At 74.5% G+C, this 20109-nt stretch carries 14 protein-coding genes; 2 read left to right on the forward strand and 12 right to left on the reverse strand.

Going from position 1 to position 20109, the window contains the following annotated elements:
- Window positions 1-205: 205 nt before the first annotated feature.
- Complete coding sequence (locus ACI799_RS15600) at window positions 206-880, forward strand: ACT domain-containing protein (protein WP_456588868.1); 675 nt, start codon at window positions 206-208, stop codon at window positions 878-880.
- A gap of 66 nt (window positions 881-946) precedes the next feature.
- On the opposite strand, the gene ACI799_RS15605 is transcribed toward ACI799_RS15600, so the two are convergent.
- The gene (locus ACI799_RS15605; RefSeq protein WP_456599665.1) at window positions 947-1591 is read right to left on the reverse strand and encodes a glyoxalase superfamily protein; all 645 of its coding nucleotides are present in this window, start codon (window positions 1589-1591) and stop codon (window positions 947-949) included.
- Window positions 1592-1989: 398 nt separating this feature from the next.
- Here ACI799_RS15605 and ACI799_RS15610 point away from each other — a divergent pair, with 398 nt between their 5' ends.
- Window positions 1990-4026 carry a DUF222 domain-containing protein gene (locus ACI799_RS15610; protein ID WP_456613430.1) on the forward strand — a complete coding sequence of 679 codons (2037 nt, stop codon included), beginning with the start codon at window positions 1990-1992 and terminating at the stop codon, window positions 4024-4026.
- 33 nt (window positions 4027-4059) lie between these two features.
- On the opposite strand, the gene ligA is transcribed toward ACI799_RS15610, so the two are convergent.
- The 11 genes from ligA to ACI799_RS15665 form a co-directional block, all read right to left on the reverse strand.
- Window positions 4060-6198, reverse strand: a complete 2139-nt coding sequence (gene ligA, locus ACI799_RS15615) for an NAD-dependent DNA ligase LigA (protein WP_456613431.1) — start codon at window positions 6196-6198, stop codon at window positions 4060-4062.
- An 84-nt stretch (window positions 6199-6282) separates the two neighbouring features.
- Window positions 6283-7323, reverse strand: coding sequence for a methionine synthase (locus ACI799_RS15620; RefSeq protein ID WP_456588872.1), 1041 nt, complete (start codon window positions 7321-7323; stop codon window positions 6283-6285).
- Window positions 7324-7358: 35 nt separating this feature from the next.
- Window positions 7359-9221 (reverse strand): bifunctional metallophosphatase/5'-nucleotidase, encoded by a 1863-nt coding sequence (locus ACI799_RS15625; RefSeq protein WP_456613432.1) that lies wholly within the window; start codon window positions 9219-9221, stop codon window positions 7359-7361.
- Between the two features lie 167 nt (window positions 9222-9388).
- The gene (locus tag ACI799_RS15630; RefSeq protein ID WP_456613433.1) at window positions 9389-11638 is read right to left on the reverse strand and encodes a 5'-nucleotidase C-terminal domain-containing protein; all 2250 of its coding nucleotides are present in this window, start codon (window positions 11636-11638) and stop codon (window positions 9389-9391) included.
- Window positions 11639-11769: 131 nt separating this feature from the next.
- On the reverse strand, window positions 11770-12879 hold the full coding sequence (mnmA, locus tag ACI799_RS15635; RefSeq protein ID WP_456613434.1) for a tRNA 2-thiouridine(34) synthase MnmA: 1110 nt from the start codon (window positions 12877-12879) through the stop codon (window positions 11770-11772).
- Window positions 12876-14081, reverse strand: coding sequence for a cysteine desulfurase family protein (locus tag ACI799_RS15640; RefSeq protein WP_456588876.1), 1206 nt, complete (start codon window positions 14079-14081; stop codon window positions 12876-12878). The genes mnmA and ACI799_RS15640 overlap by 4 nt, the downstream gene beginning before the upstream one ends.
- The gene (locus tag ACI799_RS15645) at window positions 14078-15478 is read right to left on the reverse strand and encodes an MFS transporter (protein WP_456588877.1); all 1401 of its coding nucleotides are present in this window, start codon (window positions 15476-15478) and stop codon (window positions 14078-14080) included. Before ACI799_RS15645 ends, ACI799_RS15640 begins: the two co-directional genes overlap by 4 nt.
- A gap of 179 nt (window positions 15479-15657) precedes the next feature.
- The gene (locus tag ACI799_RS15650; protein WP_456588878.1) at window positions 15658-16620 is read right to left on the reverse strand and encodes an electron transfer flavoprotein subunit alpha/FixB family protein; all 963 of its coding nucleotides are present in this window, start codon (window positions 16618-16620) and stop codon (window positions 15658-15660) included.
- Window positions 16621-16653: 33 nt separating this feature from the next.
- Window positions 16654-17433 carry an electron transfer flavoprotein subunit beta/FixA family protein gene (locus tag ACI799_RS15655; RefSeq protein ID WP_456597971.1) on the reverse strand — a complete coding sequence of 260 codons (780 nt, stop codon included), beginning with the start codon at window positions 17431-17433 and terminating at the stop codon, window positions 16654-16656.
- Between the two features lie 171 nt (window positions 17434-17604).
- Window positions 17605-18624, reverse strand: a complete 1020-nt coding sequence (locus tag ACI799_RS15660; protein ID WP_456599659.1) for a CNNM domain-containing protein — start codon at window positions 18622-18624, stop codon at window positions 17605-17607.
- Complete coding sequence (locus ACI799_RS15665) at window positions 18621-20009, reverse strand: hemolysin family protein (RefSeq protein WP_456613435.1); 1389 nt, start codon at window positions 20007-20009, stop codon at window positions 18621-18623. Before ACI799_RS15665 ends, ACI799_RS15660 begins: the two co-directional genes overlap by 4 nt.
- Window positions 20010-20109: the final 100 nt, after the last annotated feature.

Below are 20109 nucleotides of genomic sequence, written 5' to 3' on the forward strand. Positions count from 1 at the left end.
CACTTCGGCGGTGCCCGGCGGCCCGCTCTCGGCCCGGGGCGTGACCGGGCCACTCTACGTGGGGCCCTCCGGACGCCGGTCAGCGTGAGAGGCTCCTCCCGATCGCGATCGACGGAGATCGAACGAGGCCCCCCTCCTCCCCACCGCTCGCAGGCTCGCGGCGGGCCCCGGAAGGGGGCCATGGGGCCCATGACCCGGAGGAACCGTGTCCTATCTCCTGCGCCTGGTGCTGCCCGACCGCCCGGGCATCCTCGGTGCGGTGGCGACCGCACTGGGCACCGCAGGCATCGACATCGTCTCGGTGGACGTGCTCGAGCGGGGCAACGGGATCGCGGTCGACGACGTCGTCGTGGACCTGCCGGGCGACCGGCTGCCCGACAGCCTCATCACGGTGGCGCAGGCGGTCGACGGCGTGCGGGTGGAGTCGCTGCGCCCCTTCGCCGGCCCGCTGGACACCCACCGCGAACTGGACCTGCTGGATGCGCTCGCCCGCGGCGATCGCCCGCCGACCGAGCTGCTGACCGCGTCGTTGCCGCGGGTCTTCCACAGCGGCTGGGCGGTGATCCTCGACGACTCGGGGCAACCGGCCCCGCTGACCGAGGGCGCGGTGCTCGCGGCCTCGGACGCGGCGCCGGCCTTTCCCGGCCTCACCTTGCCGTGGCTGCCGCTGAGCGGCCCGCGGCTGCTGCCCAGCGACGACCCCTGGCTGCCGGAGCGGTGGCAGGAGATGGCCATCGAGATGATGGCCGTGCCCTACGGCGCCGGCCGGGCCATCGTGCTCGGCCGCTCCGGCGGCCCGGCATTCCGCCGGTCGGAGCTCCTCCGCCTGGCCCACTTCACCGGGATCGCGACGACGGTCGCCCACCTGCCGCCGCCCTGACCGGCATTCGGCGACCGCCACCAGCGGCCGGCACCCCGCTCGGGCGCCACCAGGACCGCTCGCCGCTCAACCGGAGGAACCCACGGCTCCCCACGCGGGCAGCAAGCGCCGGGCCTCCGCATCGGTGGGCTCGTTGAGGTGGAGATGGTTGCCGAACGGGTCGGCAAGGGTCAGCACGCGAGCTCCCCACGGCGCCTCCTCGATCTCGGGCACCCAGACCGCCGGGCCCCATACCGGCACCTCCGCCCGGCGGGCGTTCAGCTCCTCCCGGAGGGAGTCCAACCCCGCGATCCAGACCAGCACCGTGGCTCCGGCGCCGGGCGTGTAGGCGACCTCGGTCAGGTGCAACGTGGTGGACGCCTGGGTGACCTGCCCGTAGAAGGGCGTCCCCTCTCCGCCCGACGGGCCCCCGAAATCCAGGCGGAACCCGAGGAAGTCGACGTAGAACTGCAACGCGACGTCGACGGAGAAGATTCGCAACACCGGGATGGTGGTGCCCGACCCACCCCACGGCACCCGCACCGGGGACGGCGCGAGCCTGGCGTTGAGGGTGTTCCAGTCCGCCGCGCCCAACTGGCGCGCCACCAGCTCCAGGCACTGGCCGTGCGTCAGCTCGAGCCCCTGCCGCTCGCGCAGCGCGGCGCGGAGCCGCCTGGCCATCTGCTTGGCGGACCGGCTGTCCGGATCGCGCCTCGACTCGGCGTCCGACATGGATCCTCCGATCGGCGAACCCGTCGATGCACGCCAGTGCTCGCGTTGCTGACTGGTTCGCCGTGGTGGACCGGTGGACAGGTCAGTGAAGTCACGATGCGTTCACCACACCCCCGGGGGCGCGAGCGGCCGGCCGCATCAGCCGAGCAGGAACCTAGGCAGCCGCAGCAGGTCGGTCAACCCCCTTCCGGACGCCTCGAGGCCTGGTCGCTGAGCCCCTGACCTGCGCCTTCTTCGTGCTTCGCTTGCACCGACGTTCCTTCGAACACATGATCGAAGGCATGACCGGGACGACGTCAGGGACGACGCTCCCTCCGTCCGCGTCGGGTCGTCCGGCATCGGGCGCCTCCGCTGCCTCGGCGCCCGCCGCCGGCTGGGCCACCGGTCCGCTGGGTGCTGTGCAGGCGGCGGACCGGGAGATCGCCCGGCAGACCGCGCTGCGCGCCCGGGCGGTCGCCGAGTTCGCCGCCACCCGTCCCGCCTCGGCCGATCGCCCGGCGGGCCAGCCGGGGGCCATGAGCGAGGAGCGCCGCGCCGCCCGGCCGGAGGTGCTGGCCGACGTCAGCGAGTGGGCAGCGCAGGAGCTGGTGGTGGCCCTGTCGATCTCCACCCAGGCGGCCGAGCAGCTGCTGACGCGATCGCTGACGCTGGTGCACCGTCTCCCGGGAACGCTGGCCGCACTGGAACGCGGAGATCTCCACCCGGGACACCTCTGGCCGATGCTCGAGCGGGTGGCGCCGATCGCCGACGCGGCGAAGCGGGCCGCCGTCGAACGGGAGCTGCTCCGGTGGATGTCCGGCCGGGTGACCACACCTGCGCAGCTCGGCGCCAAGGCGCGCCGGCTCGGCCTGGCCCGTGACGCACGCGACGAAGCCGCCCGGCTGGCTGCGGCCCTCCGCGAGCGAGGCGTCTCCGTCCGGCCCGATCGCCGCGAGGGCATGGCGGTCCTCGGCGCGCTGCTCACGGTGCCCGAAGCGCAGGCGCTGCTGGATGCGCTGGGGCGCTACGCCGACAATCTGGACGACCCGGACGACCGCAGGACGCGCGGCCAGAAGATGGCCGACTGCCTGCTCGACCTGGTGCTCCGGCCGGAGCAGAACGAACTGCCCGCCGTGCAGGCGCAGCTGACCGTGGTCGCGGGGGTGCGAACCCTGCTCGGCGGCGACCAGCCGGGTGAGATCGGCGGTGAACCCGTACCGGCCGAGGTCGTCCGCGCGCTCGCCCGCGCCCTGGGCCTGCTGCCCGGGCCGGCGCCGGATCCCTGCGAGGAGGGCGCCACGACGGCCGCGGACGGCCACTCGCCGACAGGAGATGGCCGGGCCGACAGCCGGCCGGAGGACGCCCACGGCACCGACTCCTCGCCCGACGACGTCTGCCCCACCGATGCCTGGCCGCTGCACACCCGGGCCACGGAGTGGCGGGAGGCCGACGAGCGGTGGTGGGCGGAGGTCGAGGCCCGCGCTCTCCGGGGCGAATGGGGCGGCGCGGACTACACCCCGGAGGACGAGCTCCTCCGGCGGTGGGCCGAGGAGGCCCGCTTCGAGGCCTGGCTCGAAGCAGCCGGGGCGTTCTCCGAGCCGGCGCCGGACCCCGAAGCGGAAGGATCCCCCGATCCCGGGCTGGAACCGCAACACGGCCCCGGCCCTGACCCGGAACCCGACCCCGGGCCCGGCACCGAGGTGGAACCAGGGACAGACGACGGCGACAGCTCCTCTCACTGGGCCAACGCGCACGGGTCGCTGCAGGCCGCCGCAGACGCCCTGCTCGGCCTGGACCGGGCGATCGGTCGCGCCCGGAGGATGGTGGCCGACGCCCAGCGCGCCGACCGCCAGGACGAGAGCGCGTGGCTGCGCAGCGCCGCCGGCCGGGTCACTCGTGCGCCGAGCGATCTCGACGCCTGCGCCGACGCCGGGGAGTCCCGCCGGGCAGCCCTCGCCGCGCTGCTCGATGCGAGCAGCGGCGGGACGCTGGTCGACCGACCGCGGATCGCGGTGGTCGACGAACTCACCGGCGCGCTGCTCGCGCTCACCGACAGCCGCGAACTCCGCCGCCTGGCCCACTGCGGCGACGCCGCCTGCCGCCGCGCGCCGACCCGGTGCACGCACGACCTCACCGGCCGTCCGGGGCTCGACCCGCCCGGCCCGACCGACGGGTATCGACCCGGGGCCGCGCTCGACCGGTACATCCGCGCCCGCGACCGCCGCTGCCGCTTCCCGAGCTGCCGCCGGCGCGTCCCGCTGGGCGGGGAGCTCGACCACGACCGCCCCTACCCCGAGGGGCCGACGAGTGCGGAGAACCTCACCGGCTTCTGCACCCGCCACCACCGGGGCAAGCACCAGGCGCCCGGCTGGGCCTACGACCTCGCGCCCGACGGCACGCTCACCGTCACCACACCGACCGGCATGGTGGCGAGCACGACTCCCCCGCCCTACTGACCCAGGTGATCGTTGGCGCACCCGGCCGCGGGGCTACTCGCTGCCGTCGCCGATCGACGCGACCTCGCGGGCGGCGTCCGGCCCCTGCTCCAGCAGCACCCGGAAGCCGTCGTCGTCCAGGATCGGTGCCTTCACCTGCACCGCCTTGTCGTACTTGCTGCCCGGGTCGGCGCCCACGACGACGAAGCCGGTCTTCTTCGACACCGAACCGGTCACCTTGCCGCCCCGCTCCTGGATCGCCGCGATCGCCTGGTCGCGGCTGAAGTCGCGCAGCGACCCGGTGACGACCACGGTGACGCCGGTCAGCGGTCCCGGGGGTGCGTCCTCGGCCGCGTCGGCCATGCGCACCCCGGCCTGCCGCCACTTCTCCACGACGTCGCGGTGCCAGTCGACGGCGAACCAGTCGCGCACCGACCTCGCGATCGTCGGACCTACGCCGTCCGCGGCGGCCAGCTCATCCTCCGTGGCGGCGATGATCCGGTCCATCGACCGGAAGTCGCGGGCCAGCGCCTGCGCGGCGGTGGGCCCCACGTGCCGGATCGACAGCGCGACGAGCACCCGCCACAGCGGCACGTCCTTGCGGACCTGCAGGTTGGTCAGCAGCTTGGCGCCGTTGGCCGACAGGGTGCCGTTCTTCCGCGTGAAGAACGGCGAGCGCTGCAGCTGCTCCTCGTCGAGGAAGAACAGATCGCCCTCGTCGGTGAGCAGCCGGCTCTGCAGCAGTGCGACCGCCGCCTCGTAGCCGAGGTTCTCGATGTCGAAGGCGCCACGCCCCGCCACGTGGAAGACCCGTTCCCGCAGCTGCGCCGGGCAGGACCGGGCGTTGGGGCAGCGGATGTCGGCGTCCCCCTCCTTCTCCGGCCGCAGCTCCGTGCCGCACTCGGGGCAGTGGGTCGGCATGACGAACTCGCGCTCGTCGCCGGTCCGGGCCGCGACGACCGGGCCCAGCACCTCGGGGATCACGTCACCGGCCTTGCGGATGACGACCGTGTCGCCGATCAGCACGCCCTTGCGCTTCACCTCGCTGGCGTTGTGCAGGGTGGCCAGCTGCACCGTCGACCCGGCCACCTTCACCGGCTCCATGAAGGCGAACGGCGTCACCCGGCCGGTGCGCCCGACGTTGACCCGGATGTCCAGGAGCTTCGTCGTCGCCTCCTCCGGCGGGTACTTGAACGCGATCGCCCACCGCGGCGCCCGGGAGGTCGACCCCAGCCGACGCTGCAGCGCGACCTGGTCCACCTTCACCACGACACCGTCGATCTCGTGCTCCACCGCGTGGCGCTGCTCGCGGTAGCGCTCGATGTAGGCCCACACGCCCTCGAGATCGGGGACGACCTGGAAGCGGTCGCTCACCGGCAGCCCCAGCGCGCGCAGGCCCTCGTAGGCCGCCGACTGCCGCTCCGGCTCGAAGCCCGTGCGGGCGCCCAGCCCGTGGACGACCATCCGCAGCGGGCGGGACGCGGTGACCTTCGGGTCCTTCTGCCGCAGCGAGCCGGCCGCGGCGTTGCGCGGGTTGGCGAACGGCGGCTTGCCCTGCTCCACCATGGCGGCGTTCACGTCGGCGAACGCGGCGACGGGGAAGTAGATCTCGCCGCGGACCTCCAGCAACTCCGGGACGTCGTCGCCGGTGAGCTGCTGGGGGACGTCGTCCATCGTGCGCACGTTGGCGGTGACGTCCTCGCCGGTCACCCCGTCGCCCCGGGTGGCGGCCCGGACCAGGCGGCCCCGCTCGTAGACCAGGTCGACGGCCACCCCGTCGACCTTCAGCTCGCACAGGTAGCTGGCCTCCGCCGCGCCCTCCCGCTCGGCGCGCGCCGCCCAGGCCGACAGCTCGTCGCTGCTGAAGGCGTTGTCCAGGCTCTGCATGCGCTCCAGGTGCTGCACGGGGGCGAAGGTCGCGGTGAAGCCACCGTTGACCTTCTGGCTGGGCGAGTCCGGGGTGACCAGGGCCGGGTGCGCGGACTCGATCGCCTTCAGCTCGGCCATCAGCTCGTCGTACTGGCCGTCGCTGATCAGCGGCTCGTCGCGCACGTAGTACGCGAAGGCGTACCGGTCCAGCTCCTCGGAGAGGTCGCGGTGGCGCGTGCGGACGTCGTCGGGGACCTCGGTGAGGTCCTCCCGGTCGGCCACCGGGGTGACGGACGGTTCGACGAGGTCGGCGTCGGTGCTCACGGGCGAACGGTATCCGGCGGGTACGACGGTCAACCGGGGCTCACCCGCTCGTGGCGCGGTGCTCCCGGCGGCAGGTCCCTCGCGCTACCCGGGCAGCAGGTACTTCGCGGCCTCGCGCACCTGGCGCATCGCGGCGCGGGCGTAGGACGGCGTCGCCCCCGCGAGTCCACAGGCGGGGGTGAGCGTCACCGCCCCGGGCAGCCGTTCGGCGGCGAACCCCAGCTCGCTCCACCAGGCCTGCACCCGCGACGCCGTCGCCTTCGGAGCCGGCAGTGCGGTGTCGGTGCCCGGCACGACGCCCGGCAGCAGGTGCACCCCGGCGTCGACCGCCTCACCCACCGCGTCGAGGTCCTGGACCAGGCCCAGGTCGAACGAGAGTCCGGCCGCGCCGGCTGCACGGAACAGGGTGAGCGGCATGCGCGGCGCGCAGCAGTGCACCACCACGGGGCCGGGCAGCGCCCGCAGGACGGCGGCCAGCTCCTGCTCGACGACGTCGGCGGCGACCGCCGGCAGCTTCCCGAAACCGCTGATCGTCGGCAGCCCGCCCTGGAGCACCGCGGGAACCGACGGCTCGTCGAGCTGGACCACGATCCGCGCGCCGGGGAGCCGGTTCTGCACGGCCGCCACGTGCGCGGAGAGCCCCTCGGCCAGCGACTGACCCAGATCGCGCCGCGCCCCGGGATCGACCACCGCCCGGTCCCCCCGAGTGCGCTCCAGCCCCGCGGCGAGGGTCCACGGCCCGGTGGCCTGCACCTTGAACGGCCCCGTCCAGTCCTCGGCCACGTCGTGCAGCGCGTCGAGGTCCCGGGCGAGGAACTCCTCGGCCCGCTGCTGGTCCATCCCGGGCCGCGGCACCAGCCGCCAGCCCGAGGGGGTGAGGTCGACCGCGAGGCCGACCAGCAGCGCCGCGGTGCGCCCGAGCATGTCGGCCCCGGGGCCCCGGCCGGGCAGCTCGGGGAGGTGGGCGAACCCCGGCAGCTCCCCCACCACCGTGCGCGCCGCCTCGGCCGGGTCGCTGCCCGGCAGGGATCCCACACCGGTGGCGGGGCCCCAGGGCGGACCGGCCGGCTGGGCGCCGTCGGCAGCCCCCGGGGCGGGATGGGCGGGGTCGAGCGGGGAGACCACGGCGGCGACGGTAGCCCGTCGCCCGGAGCACCGGTTCAGCAGGCCAGCCGCTGGTCGGTCGGGACGGCGAGCCCCAGCGCCGGCGGACCCACCGGGGAGCGCGACCCGAGATACGCCACCAGGGCCCGGCGGTCCGAGGGCCCGCGCACGACGTCGTCGCCCTCGGCGAAGGAGGTGTACCCCTCGCCCCCCTCGCGCAGGTAGCTCGTCATAGCCACCCGGTAACGCCCCTCCGGCTCGACGCGCGCGCCGTCGATCTCCAGGGAGCAGGGGTCCACGCGGTCGCCCAGCGGCCGGGCCGGGTCGTAGCGGTAGGTCAGGCTGCTGGAGGTGCTCAGCACGAGGACGTCCGCGTGGGTGAACTGGTGTTCCAGCGCCTCCCGGATCGCCGCACCGGAGACGGTGAGGGTCTCGACGCGGAACCCGAACGGCAGGGCGCGGAATGCGTCCCGGTAGGTCACGACGCCGTCGGCGCCCGGCGGGTCGCCGTCGTCCCGGAGCAGGCCGGCCCGCAGCATGGGCACGGTCGTGAAGGCGAGGACGGGACGGCCGTGCCGCTCGTCCTGCACGGCGGCGAGGAACGCATCCGCCACCAGCACGCCCATGGGCGACTCCGGCGCCGGCCCGGCCGGGACGTCCTCGGCCACCTCGCCCACCACCCGGTCGCCCTCGGGCTCGGCACGGGCCACCCAGTGCCCGACGATCCGCTCCACCTCCGCGTCCGCGGCGGTGCGCAGGACCGGCACGGCCGTGGCGGTCGTGCGCTCCCGGTCCACGTCGCCGTCGGCGCGGACGACCAGCCGCAGGTCGGTGACCGTCCGCCCGTAGGTGGCCGCCTGCGTCACCGGCCGCGGAGCGCCGTCGGGGTCGGCCAGCGAGCAGGTGTACGGCGCGTGCGTGTGCCCGCCGATGATCACGTCGACAGCGGGTGACACCTCGGCGTTCAGCGCACCCGCCGGGGTGCCCGCGAGCTCCCCGACGCAGGTGTCCGGCGTCGTGCCCGGCGGCTGGCCGCCACCCTCGTGCGCCAGCAGGACGATCGCCTCCACCCCGCGCTCCTGCAGCTCGGCGGCGTACCGGTTCGCCCCTGCGGCCGGGGGCTCGATCGTCAGCCCCGCGAGCGCCGAACCGGGGACGTAGTCGAGGGTCTCGCGGGTGACGACCCCGATGATCCCGACCTGCGTGCCTCCGCTGGTGCGCACCACCGCGTACGGGGGGAGCGCCGGCTCGCCGGTGTCGGTGTCCCGGACGTTGGCGGCGAGGTAGCCGAACCCCGAGCCGGAGAACTCCTCGCCGGTGCTGTCGCGGAAGCAGCCCTCCGTCCGCCGCGCCACGCCGTCGCAGGCGCCGATGTCGTCGGAGAACTGCCCGTCGGTCGCACCGGACAGCCGGAACAGCTCCTCCTTGCCGCGGTCGAACTCGTGGTTGCCGACCGCGGCGAAGTCCAGACCCAGGGCGTCGAGGACCTCGATGGCCGGTTCGTCCTGGTACAGCGTGGAGGCGAGCGTCGAAGCGCCCACCAGGTCACCCGCGGCCAGGGTGAGGGAGTCCTGCTCGGCGCCGCCGAAGTCCGCCCGCCGGTCGGCGAGCGTCGCGGCCAGGTACGCGGCCCCGCCGACGGGCCAGGGGCCGTCGTCGGGCGTGTCCGGGACCCCATCGGCCCCGGGCCCCGGCTCACCGGTGTCGAGGAGACCGTCCACGCCCGCCGGCACGTCCAGCCTGCCGTGGAAGTCGTTGAGGGCGAGCACCTGCACCGTGGTCTCGGTGACCGGGGTGGCGGTCCTCTCCGTCGCGGCGGGCTCGCCGTCCGCCGTCGGCGCGACCGTGCTCCGGCAGGCGGTCAGGAGCAGCAGCGAGAGCGCGACGGCCGGCGCTCCGACGCGGTGGGACAGGAGCACAGGACCTCCTCGTCGAGCCGGGCAGGACCACCAAGATGATCACGCCCCCGGCGGACCTGCCACCCGGGAACGCACAGGTCGCCGGTGGCTCCGTCGGTGACGCCGGAGGCCGGCCCCCGCGGTGCGGGAACCGGCCTCCGGTCAGCGTGCTCGGTCGGCGCGGCGGCTCAGCCGAGCGTGAAGGTGGTCGTCGCCCACTCACCCGAGGTGCCGGTCACCGTCACCGTGTACTCGCCGGCCGGAGCCCGCTTGGGCACCGGGAAGCGCATCGTGGCGGTGCCCTGCGCATCGGTCCGGCCCTCGGCCAGGCGGCGCCCGTCGGACAGCACCGCGGTCACCTTCTCGCGGGGGCCGAAGTCCGCCACGGTCACCGAGATCACGTCGCCGAGGTCCGGGGTGGCCGTGGAGAGGGTGGCCGTGGCGTCGCACGGGCCGGCCACGGCGCTGGTGCCGTCGGCGACCGCCGGCGGCTGCGCCGGGGCGTCGGTGCCGCTGAGACCGGTGGCCACCGGCGGGAGGGGGAAGCTGCCCGGCTGGCCGTGGTCGGCCGCCGGCGGGGCGACCGGGCCGGACGCCGCCTCGAAGTAGGCGACGGCGGTCTCGACGTCGACCGGACCGGTGGCGGGATCCGTCCCGTTGGTGAAGGCGGTGAAGGAGTCGCCGCCGGCGATCAGGAAGGAGTTCGCCGCCACCCGGTAGCTGGCCGCGGGGTCGACGACCTCGGCCGGCAGCGGGCCCGAGCCGTCGGGGTCCAGGGTGATCGACGCCGGGTCGACCCGCTGCCCGTAGGGGTTGGCGGTGTCGAAGCGGTAGGAGAAGCCCTCCGAGGTGCCCAGCCGCAGGGTGCTCGCACGCGGCTGGTCGGACTGGAACTGCTGCTCCAGCACCGCGCGGATGTCAGCGCCGGTCAGGGTGATCGCGTTGACCGTGTTCCCGAACGGCTGCACGGTGAACAGCTCGGCGTAGGTGACCTCGCCGGCCTCGATGTCGGCGCGGAGGCCACCGGGGTTCATGAACGCCAGCACGGGGTCGCCGTAGGCGGGGTCGACCTGCAGCGCCTCCAGCTGCATCTGCGCCACCAGGTTGCCCAGGCTGGACTCGCCGTCCCGGACGGGGCGGAACACCGGCTGCCCCGTCGTCGGGTCGGTGGTCCAGGTGCCGGCGCGGCGGATGTCCTCGCTGGCGGTGCCGACGACGCGGTCACCCGCCTCGGCGGACCGCTCGTCCCAGTACTCCACGATCCCCGCGATCTCGGCGTCCGGGTTGTCGCGCAGCACCGGGACGTTCGCCGCCCGGTAGTCGCACCCTCGCTGCACGTCACCGGTGCGGCCGTCCAGCGTCAGCCGGATGTCGCTGACCAGGCGGCCGTAGGAGCCGGCCTGGGTGATCAGCCGCGGCTGGCCGGCGGGGTCGGCCACCAGGCAGGAGTAGCTCGCGTGGCTGTGCGAGCTGACGATCAGGTCGACGGCCGGGGAGACCCGGTCGTTGATGTCGACGACCGGGCCGGTCAGCTCGTCGCAGCCGTTGAAGTCGGCCGCGTCCTCGCCGGTGTTCTCCCCGCCCTCGTGCAGGAGCACGCCGATGGCCTCGATGCCCTGCTCCCGCAGCTCGGGGACCCAGCGGTTGACCGCCTCGGCCTCGTCGCCGAAGTCGACGTCGGCGATGCCGGTCGGGGAGACGATGGTCGGGGTGGTGTCGGTGACCACACCGATGAGGGCGATCTTCTTGCCGCCGGCCACGTCGAAGACCTGGTACGGGGGCAGGATCGGCTGGTCCGTGCCCTTGGCGTAGACGTTGGCCGCCAGGTAGGGGAAGTCGGCGCCGCGGAACGCGTTCCCAGTGCTGTCCTCGAAGCAACCGGTCACCCCGACCTCGACGCCCTCGCAGGCCTCGACGTCGTCGGTGAACGTGCCGTCGGTGGCCGCCGAGATGCGGCGCAGCTCGTCGGTGCCGCGGTCGAACTCGTGGTTGCCCACGACCGAGACGTCCAGACCCAGTGCGTTGAAGACCTCGATCGTCGGCTCGTCCTGGAAGACGCTGGAGTCGAACGGCGAGGCGCCGATCAGGTCGCCGGTGCTGACGAAGAGCGACGAGTCGGCGTTCCCGCCGGACTGCACGAACGCGGCCCGGGTCTCCTCGACGGTGCTCGCCAGGCTCGCGGCGCCGCCGACCAGGACGGTGCCGTCGTCGGCGGTGCCGGCGACGCCGTCGGGGCCGGGGCCCTCACCGGTGACCAGCGTCGCGTCGCTGCCCGTGGTCTCGGAGATCCGGCCGTGGAAGTCGTTGATCGCGAGGAGCTGGACCGGGACGTCGGCGTAGCGGTCCGGAACGGGGGCGGCCGAGGCCACGGCCGGCAGGCCCACCACCACGGCCGACGCCGCCAGGGTGGCGGTCAGGGAGAGGCGCGTTCTGCGCACGGGAGGTCCTCCAGAAGGGCGTGCGGGACCAGACCGCCGGGAGGGACGGCCTGCGGGTTCGGTGCACGGAGTCGAGCTGCGCGCTCGCGCTCGGGGAGACGGTTCGCGTGAAAGCTAGCGGGCGGCCCGGCTCATGCCAAGGCCCCGTGACGAACCGTCCCTCCTCGTTCACCGGCGGTTCGGATCGCGGCCTGTCCCAGGACCCGGTCACCACGTTCGGCGTCGGGTTCGTAGAGCACCGCCGACTGCCCGGCGGCCACCCCGCGCTGCTCGGCGTCGAGCAGGATCCGCAGCCCGCCGGTCTCGTCGGCGGTCACCGTGCAGGGCACGGGCGTGCCGTGCGCGCGCAGCTGCACCTCCGCCCGGAACGGCGGCACCGGCGGCTCCCCGGTCCACGTCGGAGCGCCGGTGACGACCAGTTCCACGCCGGCGAGGTCGGCGGTGCCGATGGTCACCGTCCGGGTGACCGGCTCGATCCCGAGCACGTAGCGGGGGCGCGAGTCACCGGCGCTCACCCCGAGGCCGCGCCGCTGGCCGACGGTGAAGCCGTAGGTGCCGTCGTGCTCGCCGACGGTCGCGCCGGTGGCGGCGTCGACGACGGGGCCGGGGCGGCTGCCCAGCCGGCGGGCGAGGAAGCCGCGGGTGTCGCCGTCCGGGATGAAGCAGATGTCGTGCGAGTCCGCCTTGGTGGCGACGGCGAAGCCCCGCTCCGCCGCGATCTCCCGCACGCAGTCCTTCGTCATGCCCCCCAGCGGGAACATCGCCGCGGCCAGCTGCTCCGCGGTCAGCACCCCGAGCACGTAGGACTGGTCCTTCGCGGCGTCGACCGACCGCCGCAGCTCGCCGTCGGCCAGCCGCGCGTGGTGGCCGGTGACGACGGCGTCGAAACCGAGCGCCCGCGCCCGGTCCAGGACGGCGGAGAACTTGATCTTCTCGTTGCAGCGCAGGCAGGGGTTCGGCGTGCGACCGGCGGCGTACTCGGCCACGAAGTCCTCGACCACGTCCTCGGTGAACCGCTCGGCCATGTCCCAGACGTAGAACGGGATGCCGAGCTCGTCGGCGACCCGCCGCGCGTCGTGGGAGTCCTCGACGCTGCAGCACCCCCGCGCCCCGCTGCGCAGCGTCTGCCGGTCCGGGGAGAGCGCGAGGTGCACCCCGGTGACGTCGTGGCCGGCATCGACGGCGAGCGCCGCGGCGACGGCGGAGTCCACTCCCCCGCTCATCGCGGCGAGCACCCTCACCGGCGCCCCGTCCCGGCCCGCCGGGCGCGCTCGACCACCGGGGCGATCACCTCGAGCAGGGCGTCGACGTCGTCGTCGGTGCTGGTGTGCCCGAGGCTGAACCGCAGCGAGCTGCGCGCCCGGTCGGGGTCGGCGCCCACGGCCAGCAGGACGTGGCTCGGACGGGCCACCCCGGCGCTGCACGCCGACCCGGTCGAGCACTCGATGCCGCGGGCGTCCAGCAGCATGAGGAGCGCGTCGCCCTCGGCGCCGGGGAACGACAGGTGGGCGTTGCCGGGCAACCTGCCGGGGCCGGAGCGCACCACGTCGTCGAGCGGGGCACCGTTGAGCTGCGCGTCGGGCACCTGCGCGGCGACGCCGGCCACCAGCCGGTCGCGCAGCCGGGCCAGGTCCGCGGCCCGCTCGACGCGGCCCTGCACCGCCGTGTGCGCGGCCACCGCCAGCCCGACGATGGCGGCGACGTCGAGGGTGCCGGAGCGGACGTCGCGCTCCTGGCCTCCTCCGTGCAGCAGCGGCGTGCACTCGGCGTCGCGGCGCAGCAGGAGGGCGCCGGCGCCCATGGGCCCGCCCAGCTTGTGCCCGGTCATCGTGAGCGCGTCGACGCCGCTGGCGCCGAAGTCGACCAGCACCTGCCCGACGGCCTGCACCGCGTCGGTGTGGAAGGGGACGCCGACGTCGTGCGCGGTGGCCGCGAGCGCGGCGACGTCGCTGACGGTGCCGATCTCGTTGTTGGCCCACATGACGCTGGCGACCGCGACGTCGCTGCCATCACCGAGCGCCTCGGCGAGCGCCTGCGGGGTGACCCGGCCCGTCGGCTCGACCGGCAGCCAGGTGACCTCGGCGCCCTCGTGCTTGGCCAGCCACTCGACGCTGTCCAGGACGGCGTGGTGCTCGGCCGGGCTGACCACGATCCGGCGACGGCGGGAGTCGGCCTCGCGCCGGGCCCAGAACAGTCCCTTGATCGCGAGGTTGTCGCTCTCCGTGCCACCGCCGGTGAACAGCACCTCCGAGGGCCGGGCACCCAGCGCCTCGGCCAGCCGCTCGCGGGCCTGCTCGGCGGCGCGGCGCGCGGCCCTGCCGCTCGCGTGCAGCGACGAGGCGTTGCCCACGCGGCCGAGCTGCTCGGTCATCGCGGCGAGCACCTCGGGCAGCATCGGCGTGGTCGCCGCGTGGTCGAGGTAGACCGGCTCGGAGTACGTCATGACGCGCTCAGGGTAGTCGCGGGAACGGCCGCAGCCGCTGTCGCCGTCGGGGAACCACCCGCACGCGGGGCGAGCACCGCGCCGGTGACCGCGACGGCCGACAGCACGACCACCCCGGCCACGACCGCCAGCGGCAGCGTCAGCGCCCCGGTGACCGCAACGGCGACGAGGATCCCGACCACGCCGACGCAGAGCGCGGCTCCGGTGACGTCGGCGATCTGGAAGGCCGCGGAGTCCGCGCCGCGGGTGGCGTCGGACGAGCGGTCCAGCAGCAGGACGCTGAGGCTGGGCATGCCCAGCCCCATGCCGAGCCCCGCCACCGCCCAGCTCGCGTACGCCGGCCAGCCGCCGATACCCGGGACGGCGATGGCCGCGGTGGCCAGCAGCCCTGCGGTCAGGACCACGAACCCGAGCCGCAGCAGGCGCACCCGCGACCAGTGCGCGTTGCGCCCCTGCAGCTGCGAGGCGGTGGCCCAGCCCAGGGCGCCGGCGGTGAGCGGGATCCCCGCGGCGGTGGCGGAGTACCCGTGCAGCTCGGTGAGGGCCAGCGGGAGCAGGGCGTCCATGCCGAAGAAGGCGCCGGCCAGCAGGCCGCGCCCGGCGACCACCGCGGGCAGCCCCGGTCGGGCGACGGCGGTGCCCGCGGGCAGCAGCGGGCGGAGGCCGACGACCAGGGCCAGCAGCCCGGCGACGGCCAGCCCGGCCGCCAGGAGGTCCAGGCGCTGCCCGGCGTACTGCAGCGCCCCGATGCCCACGCCGGCCAGCAGCGCCCACCAGCGGCGGGCGGACGCGGGGGCGGCGGCCGCGGCCGGCCGGGGCAGCGCGCGGACTGCGGGCAGCACCAGCCCGAGGCCGAGGAGGATGAGCGGCAGCAGCCCGAGGAAGACCAGCCGCCAGGTGAGGTGGGTGGTGAGCAGCCCGGCGACGACCGGGCCGATCAGCGCCGGCAGCACCCAGGCCGCGGCGAACGCGCCGAACAGCCGGGGCCGCAGGCCGGGGGCGAACGCCTGACCGGCCACCACGTACAGCGAGACGGCGATGACGCCCCCGCCGACGCCCTGCAGCGCCCGCGCCGCGACGAACACCGCCATGTGCCCCGAGACGCCGGCGGCGAGCAGCCCCGCCGCGAAGACCGCCACACCGGTCAGCAGCGCGACCCGGGACCCGCGGCGGTCACCCAGGTCACCGCCGAGCACCATCCCGACGACGGAGGCGACGAGGAAGGCGCTGAACGGCCACGCGTACCAGGCGAGCCCGTCGAGCTCCCGCACCGCGGTCGGCATCGCGGTCGCCACCGCCATCGCCTCGAAGGCGACGAAGGTGACCAGCATCAGCAGCCCGGCGGTGGTCAGCCGGTGCACCCGGTCGAACAGCGTCGGGGGCGCTCCGGTCTCCACGCCGTGGCCAACCACGCGCGCCCCCGGCTGCTTCCCGTCCCCCGACACGAGTCGAGCGCCGACCCCCGGAGGGATCGGCGCTCGACCGGTTGTTCAAGCCTTGCGGGTTCAGTCCGCGCGGCCGGCCCCGTCCAGAGGCTCACGCCGAGCGGAGCGAGGCATGAGGAGGACGGGGTCCTTCACTTGCGGGCGTTGATCTGCTCGGTGGCCTGCGGCACGACCGTGTTCAGGTCGCCGATGACACCGAAGTCGGCCAGCTCGAAGATCGGGGCCTCGGGGTCCTTGTTGATGGCCACGATGGTCTTCGAGGTCTGCATGCCGGCGCGGTGCTGGATCGCACCCGAGATGCCGACGGCCACGTACAGCTGCGGCGAGACGGTCTTGCCGGTCTGCCCCACCTGGAAGCTGTGCGGGTAGAAGCCGGAGTCCACCGCGGCGCGGGAGGCGCCGACGGCGCCGCCCAGCGAGTCGGCCAGGGCCTCGATGATCGAGAAGTTCTCGGCGCTGGCCACACCGCGACCACCGGAGACGACGATCGAGGCCTCGGTGAGCTCGGGGCGGTTGCTCTTCTGCTCGACGACGCGCTCGACGACCCGGACCTGCTTGGCCGCGTCGCTGATCGACACCGACACGGGCTGCTCGGCGCCGGCGGCCGGAGCCGGCTCGGGGGTGACCGAGTTGCCGCGCAGCGTGTAGATCGGGGTGCCGGTGGTGACCTTCGAGTGGACGATCGTCGCCCCGGCGAACGCGGCCTGGGCCGCGGTGCCGTCGGCGGCGATCTCGGTGACGTCGGTCAGGAAGCCGCTGCCGGTCTTGACGGCCAGGCGCGCGGCGATCTCCTTGCCCTCCGGGGAGGACGGGATGACGACGGCGGCCGGCGACTTCTCGCCCACCAGCTGGGCCAGCACCTCGGCCTTGGGGGCCACGAGGTAGTCGTCGATGTCGGCCGACTCGGCCACGTAGACGGTGGCCGCGCCGTACTCGGCGAGCTGGTCGCGCACGCCGGCCGCGGTGCCGGGGGCGCCGAGGACGACGGCCGAGGGCTCACCGAGCGCGCGGGCCGCGGTGAGGGCCTCCAGGGTGGTCTTGCGGACGCCGCCGCCGGCCGGGTTCAGCTCGGCCAGGACCAGGACCTCTGCCATGATTTTCTCCTCTTCCTTCGATCCGGGCCGGGCTCAGACGATCTTCTGGCTGGCGAGGAAGTCGACGAACTTCTGCGCGCCGTCGCCCTCGTCGGGAACCTTGACGCCCTCGCCCTTGGGCGGGCGGCCGGCGAAGTCGAGCACCTGGGTGGTGGCGTTGGCCAGGCCCACCGTGGAGGCGTCGACGCCGAGGTCGGCCAGGGTCCTGGTCTCGACCGGCTTCTTCTTCGCGGCCATGATCCCCTTGAACGAGGGGTAGCGAGGCTCGTTGATGGTGTCCCAGGTGGAGATGATCGCCGGCAGCGGAGCCTCGAGGGCCCAGTAGCCGCCGTCGGTCTGCCGCTCGACCTTGGCGGTGCCGCCGTCGATGGTGACCTTGCGGGCCCCGGAGAGCTGCGGGATGCCCAGGCGCTCGGCCAGCAGGGCGGGCATGACGCTCATCTGGCTGTCGGTGGCCTCGGCCCCGCACATCACCAGGTCGTACTCGAGCTGCTGCAGGGCGGCGGCCAGGACGGCGCTGATCTGCGAGGCGTCCGAGCCGTGGATCGCCTCGTCGCTGACGTGGACGGCCTTGTCGGCGCCCATGGACAGCGCCTTGCGGATGGCGTCCGTGGCGTCGTCGGGGCCGACGGTGAGGACGGTGACCTCCCCGCCCTGCGCCTCCTTGATGGTGAGCGCCTCCTCGATGGCGTACTCGTCCATCTCGTTGATCACGTTGTCCGCGGACGCCCGGGCGACGGTGTTGTCGGCCGGGTCCAGCTTCCGCTCACTTCCCGAGTCCGGGACCTGCTTGACAAGAACGACGATGTTCATCGCGCTGAACCTTCCTCAGGACGCGTTCAAGACGCGGGCACGGTGACCCGCCTGGCTCCGATCATGGAGGCTACTGCGCAGTAACGCTGCTGCGGCACGAGGGGCCGGTGAGGCACGTCACGCCGACCTCCCCCGCGTCCCGCGGGCCGGCAGGACGCAGGCAAGGTCAGGTCAGGTCGCCGCCCCCGACGGCTCCGGCAGCAACCGGCGCAGCACGTCGGCCAGCGTGATGACGCCGATCACGGCGCCGGCGTGAGTCACCAGCGCGAGGTGGTTCCTGGTCTCCCGCATCGCGGTCAACGCCGCGTGGACGGTGGTGTCCGCGTCGAGGCGGAAGACGGGGCGCGCGAACTGCTCGGCGGGAGCGTCGTCCGGTGCCGAGAGGGTGTCGCGGACGTGCACGACGCCGGCGATCCCCGCTCCGTCGTCGAGCAGGATCCGCAGGTGCCCGGTCGTCCGGGTGGCTTCGCGCACCTCACCGGCGGTCCCGTGCACCCCCACGGCCACCAGCGGGGCGCCGGGACGGACGAGCTCGCCGACGGTGAGGCGCTCGAGCTCCAGGGCGCTGGAGAGCTGGCCCGAGAACCGTGCGTCGAGGGCGCCGACGTCCACCGAGTGCTCCACCAGGTGCCGCAACGCTGCGGAGCCGTGACCGGCTGCGACCCCGTTCGCCGGTTCGACGCCGACGCTGCGCACCAGGACGTTCGCCGCCGAGTTGAGGACGCGCAGCAGCGGACGGAACACCGCCATGAACGCCCGCATGGGCAGCGCGAGCATGGTCGCGGAGCGCTCCGGGTGGGCGATCGCCCACGACTTCGGGGCCATCTCCCCCACCACCAGGTGCACGAACGTGACCACGACCAGCGCCAGGACGAAGCCCACGACGTCTGCGGCGACAGGCGGCAGTCCCCAGGCCTCGAACACCGGGGTCAGCCAGTGGTGCACGGCGGGCTTGCTGATCGCACCGAGCGCGAGGGTCGCGGCGGTGATGCCCAGCTGCGAGCCGGCCAGCAGCAGCGTCAGCTCCGAGGAGCTCCGCAGCGCGGCCCGGGCGGAGCGGCTGCCGGCGGCCGCGTCCTCCAGGCGGTGCCGCTTGGCCGCCAGGGCGGCGAACTCGACCGCCACGAAGAAGGCGCTGAGCGCGACGATGACCACCGTCGCGGGCAGCACGACCCAGGGGCTGCCGCTCACCGGCCGGCCTCCTCGGTCGCGGTGGGGGCCTCGACCCGGCGGGGCAGCTCGAGGCGTACCCGCGACGGGACGTGGCGTTCGACCGCCAGCACCTCGAGGCGCAGCTGCCGGGGGGCGGGGGCGCCGTCGGCGACCAGATCGGCGAGGTCGGGCGGCAGCTCGACCTCCAGCCGGGTGCCGGGTTCGGGAAAGGCTCCGTGGACGGCGATGACCAGGCCGGCGATCGTCTCGAAGTCGCCCCGCGGCAGGTCGGCGCCCAGCGCCCGCTCCACCTCGTCGACGTGCACGTCGCCCGGCATCTCCCACACGCCGTCGCCCTCGACCGGGACGTACCCCGAGTGCTCGGCGTCGTGCTCGTCGGTGATCTCACCGACGAGCTCCTCGGCCAGGTCCTCGACGGTGATGACACCGGCGAAGCCGCCGTACTCGTCGATGACGCAGGCCAGCCGGTCGTCGGTCTGCCCGAGCAGGAGCAGCGTGTCGGGCAGCGGGCTGAACGTGGAGACGGTCAGCGGGGGCCGGGCGATCGTGGTGACGGGCGCGCTGTCGGACGCCGTGGTGGTCAGCAGGTCGACCAGGTGCACCACGCCGACGACGTCGTAGGTGTCGCCCGCCAGCACCGGGTACCGGGAATGCCCCTGCGCCATGAGCGTGCGCAACTGGCCGATGGTGTCGGCATCGGTCACCGTGTCCACCCGCGGGCGGGGGGTCATCGCGTGCCCGGCGTCCCGGCCGGGGAAGTCGAGGATGCGGTCGAGCATCATCGACAGCTCCGCCGGCAGGTCCCCGCTCTCCCGTGAGTCCTCCACGATGTGCTCGAGGTCGCGCGCGGTCGCGGCCTGCTCGACGTCGTGCACCGGCTCGATGCGCAGCGCCTTCAGCAGCAGGTTCGATGCGGCGTCGAAGACCCGGATCAGCCAGCCGAAGGCGGTCAGGTAGAGGACGGTCGACCGGGCCAGCCACCGGGCGACGGGCTGGGGCCGGGCGATGGCGAGGTTCTTCGGGAAGAGCTCGCCGAACAGCATCTGCACGACCGTGGAGAACAGCAGCGCGAGCACCGCGCCGATGCCCACCGACACCGCGGCGGGGATGCCGATGCCGCCGAGCAGCGTGCCGAGGGACCGCCCGATCAGGGGCTCGGCGACGTAGCCGACGAGGAGCCCGGTCACGGTGATGCCCAGCTGGGCGCCCGAGAGCATGAAGGAGGTGCGACGGGTCACGGTCAGCGCCTGCTCGGCGGCGGAGTCACCGTCCGCCGCCAGGGCGGTGAGCTCCGACCGGTCGACCGCCATGTAGGCGAATTCCTGCGCCACGAAGTACCCCGTGACGACGGTGATGCCGAAGACGACGAGCACGCCGGTCAGGAGGGTGAGGACCTCGGTCACCGGCCGCGAACCCCCTCGTCGGATCCGGGGGGCGCGGCCGGGCGTCTGTGACTCGTACTCATGTCTCTCTTCGTGGGCCGGTGGGGGCGGGCGACGCCTC

It is taken from the genome of Blastococcus sp. SYSU DS0753 (assembly GCF_054051175.1).